12 protein-coding genes, 2 tRNA genes and 1 pseudogene are annotated in these 19,241 nt (G+C 74.2%); 12 read left to right on the forward strand and 3 right to left on the reverse strand.

The annotated features are described in order from the left end of the window. Nucleotides 1–34 precede the first annotated feature (34 nt). The 8 genes from pks2 to AB0N90_RS36670 all read left to right on the forward strand — a co-directional run bounded on the left by pks2 (nucleotide 35) and on the right by AB0N90_RS36670 (nucleotide 12,634). Nucleotides 35–6,343 carry a sulfolipid-1 biosynthesis phthioceranic/hydroxyphthioceranic acid synthase gene (pks2, locus tag AB0N90_RS36635; RefSeq protein WP_365203696.1) on the forward strand — a complete coding sequence of 2,103 codons (6,309 nt, stop codon included), beginning with the start codon at nucleotides 35–37 and terminating at the stop codon, nucleotides 6,341–6,343. Further along, on the forward strand, nucleotides 6,340–7,434 hold the full coding sequence (locus AB0N90_RS36640; protein ID WP_365203698.1) for an SDR family oxidoreductase: 1,095 nt from the start codon (nucleotides 6,340–6,342) through the stop codon (nucleotides 7,432–7,434). Before pks2 ends, AB0N90_RS36640 begins: the two co-directional genes overlap by 4 nt. Before the next feature lie 199 nt (nucleotides 7,435–7,633). Then, nucleotides 7,634–7,727 (forward strand) — tRNA-OTHER (locus AB0N90_RS36645). 101 nt (nucleotides 7,728–7,828) lie between these two features. Beyond that, nucleotides 7,829–9,409 carry an FAD-dependent oxidoreductase gene (locus AB0N90_RS36650; RefSeq protein ID WP_365203700.1) on the forward strand — a complete coding sequence of 527 codons (1,581 nt, stop codon included), beginning with the start codon at nucleotides 7,829–7,831 and terminating at the stop codon, nucleotides 9,407–9,409. A gap of 292 nt (nucleotides 9,410–9,701) precedes the next feature. Further along, nucleotides 9,702–9,795 (forward strand) — tRNA-Ser (locus tag AB0N90_RS36655). A gap of 179 nt (nucleotides 9,796–9,974) precedes the next feature. Beyond that, nucleotides 9,975–10,397 (forward strand): DUF4259 domain-containing protein, encoded by a 423-nt coding sequence (locus AB0N90_RS36660; RefSeq protein ID WP_365203718.1) that lies wholly within the window; start codon nucleotides 9,975–9,977, stop codon nucleotides 10,395–10,397. A gap of 394 nt (nucleotides 10,398–10,791) precedes the next feature. Beyond that, nucleotides 10,792–11,586, forward strand: coding sequence for an SDR family oxidoreductase (locus tag AB0N90_RS36665; protein WP_365203702.1), 795 nt, complete (start codon nucleotides 10,792–10,794; stop codon nucleotides 11,584–11,586). Nucleotides 11,587–11,803: 217 nt separating this feature from the next. Next, on the forward strand, nucleotides 11,804–12,634 hold the full coding sequence (locus AB0N90_RS36670) for an aldo/keto reductase (RefSeq protein WP_365203704.1): 831 nt from the start codon (nucleotides 11,804–11,806) through the stop codon (nucleotides 12,632–12,634). A gap of 66 nt (nucleotides 12,635–12,700) precedes the next feature. On the opposite strand, the gene AB0N90_RS36675 is transcribed toward AB0N90_RS36670, so the two are convergent. From AB0N90_RS36675 to AB0N90_RS36685, 3 genes are all read right to left on the reverse strand, one after another. Continuing rightward, complete coding sequence (locus tag AB0N90_RS36675) at nucleotides 12,701–13,831, reverse strand: NAD(P)/FAD-dependent oxidoreductase (RefSeq protein ID WP_365203706.1); 1,131 nt, start codon at nucleotides 13,829–13,831, stop codon at nucleotides 12,701–12,703. A gap of 181 nt (nucleotides 13,832–14,012) precedes the next feature. After that, nucleotides 14,013–14,762 carry a hypothetical protein gene (locus AB0N90_RS36680; protein ID WP_365203708.1) on the reverse strand — a complete coding sequence of 250 codons (750 nt, stop codon included), beginning with the start codon at nucleotides 14,760–14,762 and terminating at the stop codon, nucleotides 14,013–14,015. Between the two features lie 14 nt (nucleotides 14,763–14,776). Continuing rightward, nucleotides 14,777–15,613, reverse strand: coding sequence for a helix-turn-helix transcriptional regulator (locus AB0N90_RS36685; RefSeq protein ID WP_365203720.1), 837 nt, complete (start codon nucleotides 15,611–15,613; stop codon nucleotides 14,777–14,779). Nucleotides 15,614–15,854: 241 nt separating this feature from the next. Here AB0N90_RS36685 and AB0N90_RS36690 point away from each other — a divergent pair, with 241 nt between their 5' ends. The 4 genes and pseudogenes from AB0N90_RS36690 to AB0N90_RS36705 all read left to right on the forward strand — a co-directional run. Continuing rightward, on the forward strand, nucleotides 15,855–17,024 hold the full coding sequence (locus AB0N90_RS36690; RefSeq protein ID WP_365203710.1) for an MFS transporter: 1,170 nt from the start codon (nucleotides 15,855–15,857) through the stop codon (nucleotides 17,022–17,024). Between the two features lie 710 nt (nucleotides 17,025–17,734). Beyond that, on the forward strand, nucleotides 17,735–17,995 hold the full coding sequence (locus AB0N90_RS36695) for a hypothetical protein (protein WP_365203712.1): 261 nt from the start codon (nucleotides 17,735–17,737) through the stop codon (nucleotides 17,993–17,995). A gap of 11 nt (nucleotides 17,996–18,006) precedes the next feature. Continuing rightward, nucleotides 18,007–18,165 (forward strand): annotated as a pseudogene (locus AB0N90_RS36700) (XRE family transcriptional regulator); the annotation flags it as partial. A gap of 516 nt (nucleotides 18,166–18,681) precedes the next feature. Beyond that, on the forward strand, nucleotides 18,682–19,241 hold a 560-nt coding region (locus AB0N90_RS36705; protein ID WP_365203722.1), incomplete at its 3' end, for a BTAD domain-containing putative transcriptional regulator.

The following is a 19,241-nucleotide window of genomic DNA, read 5'->3' on the forward strand; positions in this document are numbered from 1 at the left end:
TCCTCGGTGACAGGAGGCCGTTCGGGCGGGCACAGTGTGTCGCCTCAGGGCGATCAGTCACACATATGGCAAGGAGCTTCCGTTGCGTGCGATACCCGTTGCTGTCATAGGGATCGGCTGCCGTCTCCCCGGCGGGGTGAATTCTCCCGACGTACTGTGGAAAGCCCTCCGGGACGGTGCGGACATGATCGGAGAAATTCCCGCCGACCGCTGGGACGCCGAGGAGCATTACTCACCCGAGGTGGGCGCCAGCGGCGGCTCGGTGTCCCGCTGGGGCGCGTTCCTCGAAGACATCCGGGGATTCGACGCGGCATTCTTCGGTATCGGTGACAGCGAGGCCCGGGCCATGGACCCGCAGCACCGGCTGTTACTGGAGACGGCCTGGGAAGCGGTCGAGTCCTCGGGGCTGCCGCCCTCCTCGCTCGCGGGCACCAGGACCGGCGTCTTCGTCGGGCAGTCGCACGACGACTACACCCTGCTCAGCCTTGACGCGGGAGTGCTGGACGGGCCCTACGGCTTCACCGGCAACGCGTGGAGCATGGCGTCCGGCAGGATCGCCTTCGCACTGGACCTGAAGGGCCCGGGGCTGACCGTCGACACATCGTGCTCGTCGGGGCTGATGTCCGTCCACCTGGCCTGCCGGAGCCTGGCCGAGGGCGAGTGCGAGACGGCGCTGGCCGGCGGCGGCCAGGTGCTGCTGGCCCCGGAGGTGAGCACGTCGGCCTCCGCACAGGGCATGCTGTCGCCGACCGGGCGCTGCCGTGCCTTCGATGCCTCCGCGGACGGGTTCGTGCGCTCCGAGGGGTTCGTCATGGTGTTCCTCAAACGGCTGGAGGACGCCCGGCGCGACGGCGACCGGATACTGGCCGTGATCCGGGGAACCGCGGTGAACCAGGACGGCCGTACGGGCACCATCACCAAGCCCTCGCGGCAGGCGCAGTCGGACGTCTACCGCGCCGCCCTGGCCGCCGCGGGGGTGGCGGCCGAGACCGTCGGCATGGTGGAGGCGCACGGCACCGGTACACCGGTGGGCGATCCCATCGAGTTCACCAGCCTCTCCGAGGTGTACGGGCGCGCAGGGGCACGGTGCGCGCTGGGGTCGGTGAAGTCCAACTTCGGGCACACCGAGGCCGCGGCAGGCGTACTCGGGCTGGCCAAGGCGGTTTTGGCCGTGTTCCACTCAGTGGTCCCCGCCAGTCTGCACTTCACGGCCCTCCCGGAGCAGCTTCGTACGGTGGAGAGCGGCCTGTTCGTGCCCACGAGCCCCGCCGAGTGGCCCGTGCCGAACGGTGTGCGGCGCGCGGCGGTGTCGTCCTTCGGTATGACGGGCACGAACGTCCACGCGGTGCTGGAGCAGGCACCGGATCCGGAGCCGCCGTGCCCTGCCGATTCCGCGGGCCCGCGGGAGGACATGCTGTTCCCGGTCTCCTCCTCGTCCGTCGAGGAGTTGCGGGCGACCGCGCGCCGGCTGGCGGACTGGGCGGAGGCCCGGAAGGAGGAAGGGGCGGCGCCCGTCGAGGCGCGGGAGGTGGCCTACACCCTGGCCCGCCGGCGCGGGCACCGGCCCGTACGCGCCGCGGCTCTCGCCCCGGATCTGTCCGGCCTTGCCGCTCGGCTGCGGGAGATCGCCGAGGACGACACGCTCCGTCCCTGTGTTCAGCGCGGTCACGGCGGCCCGGTGCTGGTGTTCTCGGGGCAGGGGTCCCAGTGGGGCGGGATGGGCCGGGACCTGCTCGCCCGGGAGCCGGCGTACGCGGCCGCCGTCGACGAGATCGAACCGCTCATAGCCGGTGAGGCCGGGTTCTCGGTCCGGGAGGCGATGACCTGCCCGGAGACCGTCACCGGCATCGAGCGTGTCCAGCCCGTGCTGTTCGCGATGCAGATCGGTATGGCGGCGGCCCTGCGCGCGCGTGGTGTCGTACCCGGCGGCGTGATCGGTCACTCCATGGGAGAGGCCGGCGCGGCCGTGGTGGCCGGTGCCCTCACCCTGGAGGACGGGGTCAAGGTGATCTGCCGCCGCTCCGAGCTGTGTGCGCGCATCGCCGGGGCGGGAGCGATGGCGTCCGTGGAGCTGCCCGCGTCGGAGGTAAGTGAGGAACTGGAGCGGGCGCGCGTCGAGGACGTCGTGGTGTCGGTGATCGCCTCGCCCCGGAGCACCGTCATCGGCGGCGTGGCCTCTTCCGTCCGGCGGCTGGTGCGGGCATGGGAGGAACGGGGCGTCATGGCCCGCGAGGTCGCCGTCGACGTGGCGTCGCACTCTCCCCAGGTCGACCCGATCCTCGACGACCTCGCGAAATGCCTGACGGATCTGACACCGGGTTCCCCGGCGGTGCGTTACTACAGCGCGTGCCTCGACAGTCCGTCGACGGCCCCGGGGTTCGACGCCGCCTACTGGGTGGACAACCTGCGCCGTCCGGTCCGCTTCGCGGGCGCCGTGCGCGCGGCGCTCGACGACGGACACCGTGTCTTCGTCGAGCTGGCCCCCCATCCGCTGCTCACACGCGCCGTGGAGCAGACCGCCGAGGCCCACGAGACCCCCGCCGAGGCCATCGCGTGCATGCGGCGCGGAGTGGGACTGCCCCAGGGCCTGGCGCCGGCCGTCGGCCAGGTGTTCACGGCCGGGGCGACGGTGGACTTCGCGGCCTGGTACCCCTCGGGGCGGCTGCTCGACGTTCCCCTGCCGTCGTGGACGCACCGGCACTTGTTCGTGCGGCCCGCGGACCGGGATGCCGCTGGGCCGGGGCGGGGAGGACATCCGCTGCTCACCGCGCATGTGCGCTTGCCCGAGCCGCAGGAGCGGCACGCCTGGCAGGGCGATGTGGGCACCGTCCCGCTCCCGTGGCTGGCCGATCACAAGGTGGGCGGGCTGGCCGCCCTGCCGGGTGCGGCGTACTGCGAGATGGCGCTCACCGCCGCGCGGGCGCTCTTCGGTGAAGGCGCCGTCGCCACCGACATCCGGTTCGAGGACCTGCTCACGCTCGACGCGCACACGACCGTGGTCGCCACGGGGGAGGTCCAGGAGGCGGGCACGGCCCTCTTCACGGTGCACACCAACGACGACGACACCCGGACCGTGCGGGCCACCGCCACCCTCAAGGCCGCCAACGCCGAGCCGGCGGACCCCGCGCCGCTGGATGTACCGGCCCTGCTCGCCGCGCACGCCGGCACGATCGAAGGCGAAGCGCTGCGGGACATGTTCGCCGCACGCGGTGTCCAACTGGGCCCCGCCTTCACGGCGGTGACGCGTGTGCACACCGGCGGCGGGCACCGCACCACGCTCGCCGAACTGGCCCTGCCGCCCTTCCTGCACCGGAGCCAGAGCGACTATGGCGTGCATCCCGTGCTCCTGGACGCCTGTTTCCAGTCGGTCGCCGCGCATCCGTCCCTGACCGGACCGGCCGCGCCCGAGGGGCTGCTGCTTCCCCTGGGCGCCGACAGCGTGCATGTCTTCGGCCCGCTGCGGCAGGCACGGTACTGCCGGGCGCGGCTCACCGGCCAGGACCGTCGCCAGGTGAGCGCCGACCTCGATGTCGTCGACGAGTACGGCGCGGTGCTGATGCGCGTCCGCGGCTTCCGGATGGGAGGCGGCGACTGCGGCGGTCTGGACTGCCTGCTGCCGGAACGGCTGATGGCCGTCGACTGGATCCCGCGGCCCCTGCCCCCCGCGCCGGTCCACGCCGACAAGGACCGGTGGCTTGTGGTCGCCGAGGACGAGCCGCTGGCCGCGTCGCTCACCGCCGCGCTGGAAGCCGGGGGAGCCCGGTGCACGACGGTTTCCGCGACGCCGGACTCCGCGGCTTCGCTGGGTGCCTACCGCGGAGTCGTCTTCCTCCCGCCCACCCCGGCGGCCGCGGAACCTCACGAGGAATCCGTCCGGCTGGGGCGCGAGTACGTCAAGCGCCTGGTGCGCGTCGCCCGTTGCCTGCTCGAACTGCGCGATCCTCCGCGCCTGTTCGCGGTGACACGCGCGGCCCAGCACGTCCGCGACGAGGACCTCGTCAGCCTGGACCACGCCGGGCTGCGCGGTCTGGCGCGGGTGATCGGCGTGGAACAACCGGCGCTGCGCGTCACCCACATCGACCTGGCGGCCGGCACCCGGGACGGTTCCGCCGTGGCGCAGGAACTGCTCGCGGACGAGGCCGAGGACGAGACCGCCTGGCGCGACGGCAGCCGGTACGCCGCCCGGCTGCGGATCACCCCGTTCGCTCCGCAGGAACGGTTCACCGCCACCGTCCGCAACGACAGCGCCGGAGTGCGCTGCGGCATCCGGGTGCCAGGGGACCTGGACACCCTGGAACTGAGGCAGGCGGAGCGGATCCCGCCCGGCCCGGGCGAGATCGAGGTCGCCGTCACCGCGGCCAGTGTCAACTTCGCCGATGTCCTGGCCGCTCTCGGCCGCGGCTTCGCACCGGACGCCCGCGATCCGGAGCTGGGCGTGGACTTCGCCGGCACGGTGACGGCCGTCGGCGCAGGCGTGAGCAATCACCGGGCCGGGGACCGGGTGGCCGGTGTCCCCAGCGGCGACCGCGGGACCTGGGGCACCTTCGTCACCTGTGACGCCCGCCTGGCCATGGCTGTGCCCGAGGATCTGACCGACGAGCAGGGAGCCGCGATACCGGCCGCGTACCTGACGGCGTGGTACGCGTTGCACACGCTGGGCCGCATCAGCCGCGGGGAGCGGGTGCTGATCCACTCGGCGACCGGCGGGCTGGGGCGGGCCGCGATCGCCGTGGCCCGGGCGGCCGGCGCCGAGATACACGCCACGGCGGGCAGCCCCCAACGCCGTGTGCTGCTGCGTGAGATGGGCATCGAGCACGTCTACGACTCGCGCAGCCTGGCGTTCGCCGAACAGATCCGTGCGGTGACCGGAGGCGACGGTGTCGATCTGGTGCTCAATTCCCTGACGGGCCCGGCTCAACGGGCCGGACTCGAAGTCCTCGCCCACGGCGGCCGGTTCCTGGAGGTCGGCAAGCGGGACGTGTACGAGAACACGAGGCTCGGCCTGTACCCCTTCCGCCGCAACATCTCCTTCCATCTGGTGGACCTGAACCTGCTGCGCCGGATGGACCCGGACCGGATACAGGCGCTGCTGCGCGACGTACTCCCCCGCATCGCCGACGGCACCCTGCCCAGACCCCTGGTGACGTCCTATCCCCTGCGGCGGGCCGCGGAAGCGGTACGCGAGATCAGCAACGCCCGGCACGACGGCAAACTCGTGCTCCAGGTGGACCGGACCGGCACCTCGAAGGTGACGGTCCCCCCGGAACGCGTGCCGGTGTTCCGGCCGGACGGCGCCTACCTGATCACGGGTGGCCTGGGCGGACTGGGTCTGTTCCTCGCCGAACGGCTGGCGGCGGCGGGGTGCGGGCGGATCGTCCTCACCTCCCGCTCGAAGCCCGACGACCCGACGTGGCGGAAGATCGAGGAGATCCGCGCCCGCGGTGCGGACCTCCAGGTGGAATGCGGCGACGTCGCCCAGCCGGGCACCGCCCGCAGGCTCGTGGAGGCGGCGTGCGCGACCGGGTTGCCGCTCCGGGGCGTGCTGCACGCCGCCGCCGTCGTCGAGGACGCCACCCTCGCCAACATCAGCGACGAGATCATCGACCGGGACTGGGCACCCAAGGCCTACGGCGCCTGGCATCTGCACCGGGCGAGTGCCGGACAGCCCCTGGACTGGTTCTGCTGCTTCTCCTCCGGCGCCGCCCTGCTCGGCTCCCCCGGCCAGGGTGCCTACGCGGCGGCCAACAGCTGGCTCGACGCCTTCACCCACTGGCGCCGCTCGCAGGGACTGCCCGCACACGCGATCGCATGGGGTGCCTGGACCGAGATCGGCCGGGCCAGCGCCCTCGGCTCGGACCGCGTGACAGCCGTGATCAAGGCCGAGATCACCCCTGAGGAGGGCGCTCACGCCTTCGAGACCATCCTGCGGCACACCCGTGCCTTCACCGGATACGCACGGCCCGGCAGCGCGCCCTGGCTCACCGCGCTCGCCGAACGCAGCCCCTTCGCCGCCGCCTTCCGCGGCCGATCCGACGACGGCCGTGACGCGCACACCGTCCTTCAGGAACTGCGCGGCCTGTCCGCGGAGGAACGCCCCGCCCGGCTCCGGCGTCTCCTGTGCGAGCAGGCGGGTGCCATCGCACGCACCACCGTCGACCCCGACCGGCCCTTCGACGGCTACGGGCTCGACTCCCTCGGAACGCTCGAACTGCGGGTCCGGCTCCAGGCCCGTACCGGGGTCCGGCTCACCTCACGCGATCTCGCCACTCATCGCACGGCACGCGCCCTGGCGAACCACCTTCTGTCCCTCCTGGCCTTCGACACCGAAGAAGAACGGGCATGAGCCACCCCATCGTGCTGACCGGGGCCACCGGATCGCTGGGCGGTCATCTGGCGCACGCGCTCCTGGCGGGCACGGACGCGACCCTGCACTGCCTGGTCCGTGCCCCCACGGACCAGGCCGCCGGGCAACGCCTGCGCACACATCTGCGCCGGATGGGACCCCTCGGGTCCGGTGAGCGGCTCGTGGCGGTCGCCGCGGACATCCGCGAACCGCGCCTCGGCCTTTCCGCACGACGCTACGCCGAACTGGCCGAGCAGACACGCGAGGTGCACCACTGTGCCGCCCATGTGCACATGAAGGCCCCCTACCGAGAGCTGGCGCCGGCCAATGTCGGCGGCACCCGGCGCCTGCTCGACTTCACCCACGAGGCCATCGAGCGACAGGGCACAGCAGTCGCCTTCCACCACGTCTCCTCGGCCAGCGTCTTCATGTGGGCCCGCAACACCGGTCTGGCCGCTGTCGACGAGAGGACCGAACCGACCATGGAGACCGCCGGCCCGCTCGGCTACACCCGGTCGAAAGTCGCCGCCGAACGCGAGGTCCGCGCGGCCGGGTCCCACGGTGTACCGACCGCCGTCTACCGTCCGGCCATGGTCGTGGACTGCTGCCCCGTGGCCACCGTCTCCTCATCGGACATCCTCGCGCCACTGGTCAGGGCGATCGCGGCCCTCGGCCTGGCTCCCGCAGGCGCCGGGCCGTTCCCTCTGGAGACAGCGGAAGAGGTGGCGCGGCAGATCGTGGCCCTGTCCCGCCCGGGCGGCGCTCCCCACCGAGTCCGCCATCTGTTCCGGCGCGAGCCCGTCCCTTTGAAGAGCGTCGTCGCCGCCCTTCGCGGGACAGGTACCACGGTGGCCGAAGTCCCCGTCGAGGACTGGCTCGACGCCCTCGCGAAGAACCCCGACGAGCCGGACACCCTTCCCCTTCGCGGCGTGGGCGAGGTCGGGAACTGGCTCCTGGGGGCAGGCACGGACCGACGGGCACCGGCGATGCACAGCGAGGCCACCTGGCGGGAGTTGGGACGGACCGGTTACCGGGCCGCTCCCCTCGACGGCGCCTACCTGGAACGGTACGCGCGCTCGATCACCACCTGAGGGCCGTTCGTCCCCGGCCGCATCACGGTTCGTGGTCTTGCGGGTCGCCTTCGGCCCGGACCGGGAGCGTGAGGTGACCGAGGGCGTCTCCACATGTCCTCGGGTGCGGAGCCGCCGGTCAGCAGGCGGTCAGGGGCGTGTCAGCGGGGCCTGGCACGGTAGTACTCGTGAACGGCGCTACAGCACAGGCCGGACGCGAGGAGAGGTGCCCGGAGCGGCTTATCGGGGACCAGGGCAGCAGCCCGAAGTCGGACCCTTACAGGTCCACGCAGGTTCGAATCCTGCCCTCTCCGCAGATGAGAAGCGTGTGCCGGCCCCATTTCCCCGGCGGGGCCGCTCTCTTGACACCGTGGCGGCTTTTTGGCTTTTGCGCCCCTCGGTCATAGTCGGCGCCATGGACTATGACGTAGTGGTGGCCGGGGGCGGCCCGGTCGGGCTGATGCTCGCCTGTGAACTCAGGCTCGGGGGCGCGCGGGTGGCCGTCCTGGAGCGCCGCACCGAGGTGGACTCGACGGTCAAGGGCGGGGCGATCACCACGCCCGGTGCGGAGGCGCTCTACCGCCGGGGCCTGCTGCCCGCGATGGCCGAGGTGCAGCGGCAGGCGGTGGACCGTTTCCGGGCATTCATACGCGAACACAACGGCGGGAACGGGGACGAGGGCGGGGACGAGCGCGGAGACGGGGCCGCGGGGCAGGGGCTCGGGATCGTCGGGCACTTCGCCGGGATCATGCTGCGCGCCGACCTTGTCGACCATGCGGAGCCGGGCCTCGGCGACGCCGGGCCCGCCTCAGAGATCGCTTTCGTGGCGCAGCAGGACATCGAGCGGCTGCTCGGCGAGCGGGCGGACGAACTCGGCGTCGACGTGCGCCGGGGAGTGGAGCTGACGGGCTTCGACGCGGACGAGAGGGCCGTCACCGTGCAAACCGGCCACGGGGCCGTACGCGCCGGCTGGCTCGTGGGCTGCGACGGCGGCCGCAGCACGGTCCGCAAGCTCGCGGGGTTCGCATTCCCCGGCACGGACCCGGAGATCACCTGTCACCAGGCGGTCGTGGAGATGACCGGCGCCGAGGACCTGACGGTCGGCTGGACCGCCACGGACACCGGGGTGTACGCCCACGGGCCGATGCCGGGCCGTGTCGTCACCGTGGAGTTCGACGGCCCGCCGGCCGACCGGGACGCGCCGGTCACCGCCGAGGACCTCCAGGCGCGGCTGCGGCGCGTCTGCGGGGTGGACGTCACGGTCACCGGGGTGCGGACCGCGACCCGCTTCACCGACCACGCCCGCCAGGTCACCGAGTACCGCAGGGGCCGGGTGCTGCTGGCGGGCGATGCGGCGCACGTGCACTCCGCGTTCGGGAGCCAGGGACTGAGCCTGGGTCTCGGGGACGCGATGAACCTCGGCTGGAAACTCGCCGCGGTGATCGGCGGCCGGGCACCGGAAGGGCTGCTGGACACGTACACCCGCGAGCGGCACCCGGTCGGCGCGCGGGTCCTGGACTGGACCAGGTCCCAGGTCGCGGCCATGCGCCCGGACCCGCGGTCCCGGGCCCTGCGCGCGATCGTCAGCGACCTGGCGGGGACGGTCGCGGGCACCACGTACCTCACCGCGCGGCTCAACGGCGCCGGGGTGCGGTACGCGCTCGCGGGCGGGCACCCGCTGACCGGGCGCAGCGCCCCGGACCTCGAACTCGCCGGCGCCGGCCGTCTCGCGGACCATCTCCACGCGGGCCGGGCGCTCCTGCTCGACCTCACCGGCGACCCGGAGCTGCGGGCCCTCGCCGCAAGGTATGCCGGCCGCGTCGACACGCTGACGGCCCGCTGCCCGTCCCGCCCGGAGCTGGCGGCGGTCCTCGTGCGTCCGGACGGCTTCACGGCCTGGGCGGCCGACGCGGGAGCGCCGACCCCGACGGCCGGGCTCGCGGAGGCGCTGGAGGAGTGGTTCGCGGTGCCGGAGGGCGCGGTGACGGCGGGCTGATCCGCCGCGCTGCCTGTCCGGCCCGCGCTACGGACCGAGCCCGCCCCCGCTCGCACGCCCCGGCCCCGGTGTTCCGGTGACCGGCACACACCCCGCCTTCCTCCCCCAGGCGGGATGCTCCGTACCGAGACCGAAAAATGGTCCCGCAGCCGGGATCGCGGCGGGGCGGCCGGGGACGCCCGCGCGTGTCCCTGGGGTGCGGGATCGTCCGTCAGCGGGCGGTCAGGGGCGTGTCAGCGGGGCCTGGCACGGTAGTACTCGTGAACGGCACTAGAGCACAGGCCGGACGCGAGGAGAGGTGCCCGGAGTGGTTTATCGGGGACCAGGGCAGTAGCCCGAAGTCGGATCCGTAAGGGTCCACGCAGGTTCGAATCCTGCCCTCTCCGCAACACGATCGACAGCGCCGTGTGCCGGGCGCCCCGGTCCACTTCGGGCGGGGGGCGGCAGAGCCGTCCCCACCGGCTGTCGTGACGGCGCGTACGGCTTGCCTCCCGGGCCCGTTGCCGGTGGCCGGTGCGAGGATCCCCGGACGACTGGTCGAGCAGATCGCGTGGGAACCTGAGGCATCGGCCCCTTCGACAATGACGCCGCCGCCGATTTCGCCGGCGGCCTGGACGAGGCGGCCACAGCGAGGCGCGTGCCCATGATCCGCCGGGTCCTCGAACGCGCCGCCGCCGACGTGGAGTTCCTGGAGATTCCCGACGCCGAGCGGGCGGTCGCCGCGGCGGCGCCGGTCGTCGCGCAGCATCCTGCCGGTGGGCCCTCAGGTCCGGGCTACGGCCCGTCGGAGCCGCTGCCTCCATTCCCCGCGGATCTCCGGGCGCTCGCCGTCGCGGCCCTGGACCAGGCGCTCGGCGGGCCCTGCGAACTCGCCGTGGTGTGGGATGAGGCCGTGGACGGGCCGAAATGGCGCCGGGACATCGTCCGTCTCCGTGATGTCCTCGACCCTCCGGTCCCGCCGCAGAGGGAAGTCCTCTTCGCCGTCTGACCGGTGACGCGCCGTCATGGACCGCGGAAGCCGGGCCAGGGCCCCGCTCCGGGAACCGCCGGAGCGTACGGGGGCATCACGCCGGCCGGCTGCTGCCGGGCCGTGACGATGCCTCTGCTCTTGGATCCAGAGCCCCAGGGGGCCGCCGTAGCGGGCGTGGGAGAAGAGCGGGCCGATCGGGCCGGAGGCGTCCTCGCACGTCCACCCGGCCCCGGCGGCGGGGCGATCGTGGGAAAACGCTGGGGCGCATGGCGTAACTCCGGTGCGGTCCGTGGCGCGGCCGCGGCCGGGGGCCGGGAGCATCGTGATCCCCGGGTCCGTCACCCCGGCCGCAGGACGGGCGGCACCGGGAGGCGCCGCGCCGGCGCCACCGCCTCGACGGGAAGAACCCATCATGCAGATCGATCTCTCCGGCCGCACCGCCCTGGTCACCGGCTCCACCCAGGGCATCGGCCTGGCCATCGCCACCGCACTCGCCCGCGCGGGGGCCCGCGTCGTCGTCAACGGCCGCGGTGAGGAACGCGTCGCCGGTGCCGTGCGCACCGTGCGCGCCGGCTCCGGCAGCGAGGACGTCACCGGCGCCGCGGGCGACCTCGCGACCGAGGAGGGCGCCGCCGAGGTCCTTGCGGCCGTGCCCGCGCTCGACATCCTCGTCAACAACCTCGGCATCTTCGGCAGCGCCGCCCCGCTGGAGATCGACGATGCCGAATGGCGCCGCTACTTCGAGGTCAACGTCCTGTCCGCGGTCCGCCTCATCCGCGCCTACCTGCCCGGGATGAAGGAACGTGGCTGGGGGCGGATCCTCGACCTCGCCAGCGACTCCGCCGTGGCCGTTCCCGCCGAGATGATCCACTACGGCATGACGAAGACCGCGCTGCTCGCCGTCGGCCGCGGATTCGCCAAGGACGCCGCCGGGACCGGCGTCACCGTCAACTCCGTCATCGCCGGACCCACCCACACCGGCGGGGTCGAGCAGTTCGTCCGCGAACTCGTCGGCGACGACCTGCCCTGGGACGAGGCGCAGCGCGCGTTCATGGTCAAGTACCGGCCCCAGTCCCTGATCCAGCGCCTGATCGAGCCCGAGGAGATCGCCCACATGGTCGTCTACCTCGCCTCGCCGCTGGCCTCCGCCACCACCGGCGGCGCCCTGCGCGTCGACGGCGGCTACGTCGACTCGATCCTTCCCTGAACCGCCGGCCGCACCGTCCCCGGCGAAGCCGCCGCGCCCCCTCTGGGCCGCGGTGCGGTCCGTGCCCCGTCTCACACCCGGCGCACGCCGATGCACCCACACATTGCCCGCGTTTGCATTTAAAGGCGTGCGCAATTAGTTTGGCGGGGTGTGCGGCGCCCACGCCCGGGGCCGGCGCGCGCACATGCCCCGTACCGTCCGAAGGAGCAACCGCACCATGGCACCCACCTCCGTCCCGGCCGTCACGCTCGGCAACGGCGTCGAGATCCCCCAGCTCGGCTTCGGCGTCTTCCAGGTCCCCGACGACGAGACCACCGCCGCCGTCACCACCGCGCTGGAGACCGGCTACCGCAGCATCGACACCGCCGCGATCTACGGCAACGAGAAGGGCGTCGGACGGGCGCTGGCCGCCTCCGGGCTGCCCCGCGAGGACCTGTTCGTCACCACCAAGGTGTGGAACGCCGACCAGGGCTACGACGCCACCCTGCGCGCCTTCGACACCAGCCTCGCGGCGCTCGGCCTCGACCACGTCGACCTCTACCTGATCCACTGGCCCGCCCCCGCCCGCGACCTGTACCGCGACTCCTGGCGGGCCCTGGAGCGCCTCGCCGGTGAGGGCCGTATCCGCGCCGCCGGTGTCTCCAACTTCCAGCCCGGCCACCTGCGCAGGCTGCTGGAGGACGCCGCGCTGACCCCGGCCGTCAACCAGATCGAGCTGCACCCCGGCCTCCAGCAGGCCGAGCTGCGCGCGTTCCACGCCGAGCACGCGATCGCCACCGAGGCCTGGAGCCCGCTCGCCCAGGGCGCCGTGCTCGGCGAGCCGGTCATCGCCGGCCTGGCCGTCAAGTACGGCAGGTCCCCCGCCCAGATCGTCATCCGCTGGCACCTCCAGCTGGGCAACATCGTCATCCCCAAGTCGGTCACCCCCGCCCGCATCCGCGAGAACTTCGACGTCCTCGGCTTCACGCTCACCGCCGAGGAGATGCAGGCCCTGGCCGCCCTCGACCGCGGCCTGCGCACCGGGCCCCACCCCGACGAGCTCGACTGAGCTTCGTGCACACCCGTTCCGGCGCTGCGGCCCGGGCGCGTGGCCCGGACCGCAGCCCTGAGGCTTTCAGGGCTGTTCGTGGCGGGCGGACATCCGGGCGAACGCGGCTGCCAGGTCCTCGGCCGTGATGTCGCCGGGCTCGAGCCCGAGGATTTGGCCGGATTCCCGGACGCGTTCGAACATGGCCTGCTCGTGGGCGGCGAGCGCGGCCTCCACGTCGCCGGGGCGGGCGGCGAGCGCCCGGCCGAGTTCGGCGCCGTCGAGCATGGCCAGGTTGGCGCCCTCGCCGTCGGGAGCGGCCAGGTGCGCGGCGTCGCCCAGGAGGGTCACGCCGGGGACGCGGTCCCAGCGGGTCCCGGCCGGCAGGGCGTGCAGGGGGCGCAGGACCGGTGCGGTGTCGGTGGCGGTGATCAGCGCGGTGAGTTCCGGCGCCCAGCCCTCGAACTCGGCCGCGATCCGCGCGGCGGCCGCCGCCGGGTCGGTGAAGTCGACGGCGGCGAACCAGTCCTGTGTCCTTGTCAGGCCCACGTAGGCGTGCAGGGTGTCGTCCCGCTCCCGGTGGGCGAAGATCTCCCGGTTCCGCGCGGGCACCATCATCGAGCCGCCGCCGACCGCCTTCGCGGTGGCCGGGTGGCGGGTGGCGGCGTCGTACAGGTAGGTCTCCACGACCGACCTGCCGGTGTATGCGGGTTCGGCCGCGGTGAGCAGGGGGCGGATACGTGACCAGGCGCCGTCCGCGCCGACCAGCAGGCCGGTGGCGACGCGCGTGCCGTCGGCGAAGACCACCTCGTGGCGGCCCTCACCCAGGGCGCGGGCGCCGGTGACCTTGTGGCCCCAGCGGACGGTGCCGGGCGGCAGCGAGTCGAGGAGGATCCGGCGCAGTTCGCCGCGCGGCACCTCGGGGCGCCCGCCGGTGCCGTCGTCGCTCTGCTCGAACAGGACGCTCCCGTCCGCGTCGAGGACGCGCATCGCCTGCCGGCCGACCAGGACGGCGGCCCGGAATTCCTGCGTCAAGTCGGCTGCTTCGATGGCGAGTTGGCCGTTGTAGTCGTGGATGTCGAGCAGTCCGCCCTGCGAGCGGGCGGTCGGTGAGGGTTCCGCCTCGTAGACCGTGGCCGGTATGCCGTGCAGGTGCAGGACACGGGCGAGGGTGAGGCCGCCGAGCCCGGCACCGATGATCGTGACGTCCGTGGTCATGAGAGAGGGGTCCTTCCCGTCGTCGGGGTGCTCCGAGGCCGGGACCCGGCGGGGGCCGGTGTCCGGTGGGCTCCACTGTCCGGGCGGGCGTCGACAGTTCACCGACACGGCGCCGTCGGCGCCGACAAAGAGCCGACACCGTCACCGGCCGGGCCCGGACCGGGGCGGCCGGGGCGCCCGGTCACCCGTCCGGCATCAGAAGCCAGACCTCCGAGAAGGCGAGGCCGTGCGCGCGGGTGGCCGTACCGCACGCGCAGCCCAGCGTGATCGCCTGCCAGTCGCAGACCACCGTCCAGGGGCCCGTCGTGCCGCCGCATCCGGGGCAGCCGACGGTCTCGGCCGTCCACACCCCGGGGGCGGGCCTGCCGTAGCGGCGGAAGTGGCCCTCGTGGCGGGCGTGCCAGGGCTCGGCGGCGGGGGTGAGCGGGGCGGTGCCGGGTGGGGGTGGTGCGGCCAGGGTGGTGAACAGGGCGATCAGGGCGGGCAGGAGGGCCTCGCCCGCTTCCGTCGGCGGTGTCGGTGCGCGGCCCGGGGGGTGCGGTGCGGTGGTGTGGGCGGGGGCCGCGGCGGCGGGCGGCGGGTTCGGGTGGGCGTGCCAGGGCAGGAGGGCGCGGGCGACGGCGGCGAGGAGGGCGGCGGCGGGCGGGCTGACGACGCCCGCGTCGAGGTGGTGCAGGGTGGTGCGCAGGATGCGCTGGAGGCGCCGGTCCCGGGCCACGGCCAACCGCCTTTCGGTCGGCGCGTGTTGGGCCGGGAGGGGGGCGGTGAGGCCGACGAGGACTGCTGTCGCGGCCTCCGTGTCGCGGGCGGCGGGGCGCCACCGGCCGCCGGCCAGGAGGTGCCGGGCGCGGTCGGCCTCCCGGGTGAGGGCCCGTGTCATCAGCGGGCGAGCGTGCGGGGCCGTGGTGTCGGCGTCGTACGGGCTTGCCATGGTCCTCTCCCGGGTCAGGGGCTCGGGGCGGTGTTCTCCAGGTGGCGCAGGGCGTCGTGGGAGGCGGGGTCGTCGGGGAGGTAGGTCAGCAGGTGGTGGCCGGGTTCGTCGACGGCGGCCAGTTTGACGTAGCGCAGGCGCAGTTCGCCCGCCGCCGGGTGGTGGAAGCGGCGTACGGAGGGCTGGAAGGCGGTGGTCTCGCGGTCGGCGTACCAGCGGGCCGCGTCGGGGTCGGTGAGGAGCCGGCCGAGGAGTTCGGTGAAGCGGGGGTCGTCCGGGCGGCGAGCGGCCCGGGAGCGGAACTGGCCGAGCAGGGCACGGGCTTCGCGCGGCCAGTCGGCGAGGAGGGTGCGGGCCGGCGGCCAGCAGAACACCAGCCACAGCAGGTTGCGTTCCTTGGGGTGCAGGCGCGCGGGGTCGGTCAGCAGGGCGGCGTACGAGGCGTTCCACGCCAACAGGTCCCAGTGCGGGTCCAGGACCACGGCGGGGTGGGGGGCCATGCCCTGGACGAGGGTGAGCAGGTTCCGGGAGACGTAGGTGGGAGGGTCTGCGGGGGGCCTGTCCTCGGCGGTGAACGACAGGACGTGCGCGGTCTCCGCCTCGTCCAGGCGCAGGGCCCGGGCCACGGCGCGCAGTACCTGCGGGGAGGTGCGCACCCGGCCCTGCTCCAGCCAGGTGTACCAGGAGAGGCTGATGCCGGCGCGTTCGGCGACTTCGGCTCTGCGCAGGCCCGGTGTGCGGCGGCCGGGGGCGGCGGGCAGGCCGACGGTGTGCGGGGCGAGCCGTTCGCGGCGCGAGCGCAGGAAGGCGCCCAGCTCACGGTGGGGGAACCCGTGGGGCGTCGTCGGCAGCGATCTCTCCTTCGGGCAGCGGGGTGTTCACCACCGGGGTGTGTCGTCCCCTCGATGGTGCCGTGGCCGGGTTCGCGGGCGGGCCCGGGTGGGTGTGAGCAAGGGTAATAGCCTTCCGGCCTCGCCCTGTCGGGGGCCGTGGTGGGCTGGTGGCGGGCCGGGTCCGCCGCCGGGTGGCCGGTCCTGTTTCCGTCCCCGTCCCCGTCCTCTTTTCTTTTCCGGAACAGGGAGTGTCCCTCTTGTGAGTACCAGCATCGTCGCGGCGCCGGTGGCGGCCCTGCCCGCCTCTGCGGTGCGGCTGTTGCGGGCGGCCGGGTTCGTCAGCAACTTCGACCGTTTCTGCATCGCCCCCATGCTCGTCGTCCTCGCGTCCCGGCTCGGGGCCCCGCTGCACACCGTGGCGGCGGCCGCGAGCGGCTACTACCTCGCCTACGGGCTGGCGCAGCCGGTGTGGGGGGTGGCCAGTGACCGGTGGGGGCGGGTGCGGGTGCTGCGGGTCTCCCTCGCCGGGGCGGCGCCGGCCGCGTTCGCCTCGGCTCTCGCGCCCAGCGTCCCCGTGCTGATCGGGGCCCGTGTGGTGGCCGGGGGGTTCTTCGCGGCCGCGATCGCGGTGTGTCTGACGTATGTGGGCGACACGGTGCCCGCTGCGGTACGGCAGCGGCCGCTGAGCGCCCTGATGAGCGCCTTCGCGCTGGGCACGGCGACGGCCACGCTGGTGGCCGGGCTGGTGGCGCACTGGCTCGGCTGGCGGCTGGTGTTCGCGCTGCCCGGCGTCCTCGCCGCGGTCCTGGCGGTGGCGCTGCGGCGGCTGCCCGAGCCGCCGCGGGAACGTCCCGGGGCGGCGGTGCCGCTGCGGGTGGTGCTGTGTTCGCGGTGGCAGTGGTACGTCATGGCGGTGGCGCTGCTCGAAGGGGCGGTGCTGCTGGGCTTCTTGACGTATCTGGCGCCGGCGCTGGAGGCGCGCGGGGTTCCCGTGGCCCTCGCGGGGGCGGTCGCGGCCCTGTACGGGGTCGGGTCGATGGGCGCGGCGCGGGTGGTGGGGCGGCTCGTCGGCAGGTGGAGTCCGGTACGGCTGATCGTGGCCGGCGGCGCCCAGACCATGGTGGCGTATCTGCTCGCCGGGTACAGCCAGCGGGCCGGGGTCCTCGTGGTGGTGGCACTGCTGCTGGGGGGCGGCTGGTCGTTCCTGCACTCCACGGTGCAGTCGTGGGCGACCGCCGTGTCCGCGGCGGCCCGGGCGACCGGGGTGGCCCTGTTCGGGGTCGCCCTGTACGCGGGCGGTGCGGTGGCCGGCATGCTGGCGGCTCCGGCCGCGCAGGCGCACGCGTACCGGCCGTTGTTCTGGCTGGCGGCGGGCCTGACGGTGCCGCTGACGGTGGCGGGGGCGGTGGGGCGGGCGCGGTGTCCGTGAGCGGGAGGTGAGCGGGGGTCGGCGGGCCGGCGGTGGGCCCACCGGGTCCGTGGCCGCGGGGTCATGTGAGGTGTACGGGGGCGTGCGCGGAACGCGCGCCCGTACGCGCTGTCGACGATCCGGACAGCTGCACTGCCGTGAGCACGGCTCCGCCGGGGTCGGGCCCCGTGCGCCGTCTCGCGTGCTCGCGCCGCTTCCCGAAAGTGGTGCCGCCCGGTGCCGGGGTGTCCGCGGGGCCGTGCGGGGTGCGGTGTCGTCCCGCCGGCGCCCTCCGGGAGGGCGCCGGCTGCGGGGGCACGCGGCAACGTGGTCCCGCCGGGTTCCCGGTCGTCTTGGTGGAGCCCGCAACGCTCAGGAGTCGTGTTCCGACACCGGTAGAGGTTGCCGCCCGGCCCTGAACGATCGATGAACCGCGTCGCGGCGTGATTGGGACGGCCCGCGCATCTACGCGCCCACGATGCCCTGCCCGCGGCGTGCCCGGGCGGGAACCGGCTGGTCGGGGCCCAGGCCGTGGCGGGCGGCGGGCGGACGCGGGCGTGGACGCGGGCGCATCAAAGAGCGGGAAGGGTATCCCCCCGCCCGTTCGGCGGGTGGCACCATGCAGATCCGGTCGGCGTCGGCAAACGCCGCCCGGATGAACGGACTTGGAGCCCGCAACCCCCTCGCCCGCCTCGCGCGCCGAGGGCTTCCCGATCTCAGGAGGCACCCGCATGTCTCGCACGCCCGAACCGGCCCGCTGCGCGGTCCACGGCTCGTCCTGCCGGCAACGGCCCTGTCTTCCCGACGCTCTGGTCATCGTGGTGATCACCGTGCTGGCCTGCGCGCTGTCGGTGAGCGGCTGGGACCTCACCTCGGTCCTGGCGGTGCTGGGCGGCGCCGGCGCGGTCGCGGCCGGCACGCTCACCGCGCTGCAAGGACAGGGGCCCGGCCGCCTGCTGCTGCGTACCGTACGGGCCGTCACCGCGCCCTGACGGTCACGGTGGTGGGGCGCAAGGAGAACCCGATCGTCTCGCCGAACCGGGAGCTGGTCGCGCTGGCCCAGTGGCTGCGCGACCAGCGCTCGGCGAGCGGACACTCGTACGCGCAGCTCGCGGTGCTGGCGGGATGCCATGCCACCACCCTGCAACGGGCGGCATCGGCGCGGGCCGTGCCCAGCGCGCGCAGCGTACGCGCGTACGCGCGGGCCTGCGGGGCGTCGGAGAAGAAGGCGATGCAGCTGTGGCTGAAGGCCCGCAGGCGCAACTTCCGTACACCGGGCGGCGGTTCGCCCGATCCGCTCGGCATCGACGGCGTCGAGGCTCTGCGGGCCGGGCTGCGCAGACTGTACGAGCTGGCGGGGCGGCCCCCGGTACGGGAGATGGAGGAACGGGCGGGTACGGGCCGGCTGCCGCACAGCACGGCCCACCGCATCGTCGGCGGCCGGACCGTGCCCCGTGACATCCACCAGCTGACGGGGTTCTTGACGGCGTGTTCCGTCGCGGCGGCCGAGCATCCGCTGTGGATCGACGCCTGGCGGCGCGCGCTCGGCCGGGACACGCCCTCCCCGCCCGCGCCCCGGACGGCGGGGGCGGTGGGGCCGGTGGTGCACGGGGGTATCGAGGCGGCCGTGGCGGGGGCGGGGTACGGGCCGGCCGGGAGCGTCACTCCCGGCCGGCCGGTGCCGGTGCCGCCGGGGGCGTCGGCGGGGCTGCGTTTCGCGCTGCTGGGGCCGGTGCGGGCCTGGCGCGGCGGGGAAGTCCTGGCCACGGGCTCCCCGCAGCAGCGGGCCCTGCTGGCCGCCCTGCTGCTGCGCGAGGGCCGCACCGCCACGGCGGCGGAGCTGATCGACGCGCTGTGGGGGCCCGAACCGCCCTCGCAGGCGCTGGCGGCCGTCCGCACATACGCGTCCCGGCTGCGCAAGGTCCTGGACCCCGGGGTACTGGTGAGCGAGTCCGGCGGATACGCGATCCGCGGGCTCGGCGAGGGCGCGCTGGACCTCGTACAGGCCCAGGACCTCGGCGCGGAGGCGGAGAAGGCGCGCGGCACCGGGGATCTGGCCCGGGCCCGCGCGCTGCTCAACGAGGCGCTGGACCTGTGGGACGGCGAGCCCCTGGCCGGGGTGCCCGGACCCTACGCGGAGACCCAGCGGGTGCGCCTGGAGGAATGGCGGCTCGGCCTGCTGGAGTCCCGCCTGGACATGGACCTGGAGCAGGGCTGCCACGCGGAGGCGGTGTCCGA

Source organism: Streptomyces sp. NPDC093018, assembly GCF_040684035.1.
Taxonomy (GTDB): domain Bacteria; phylum Actinomycetota; class Actinomycetes; order Streptomycetales; family Streptomycetaceae; genus Streptomyces; species Streptomyces murinus.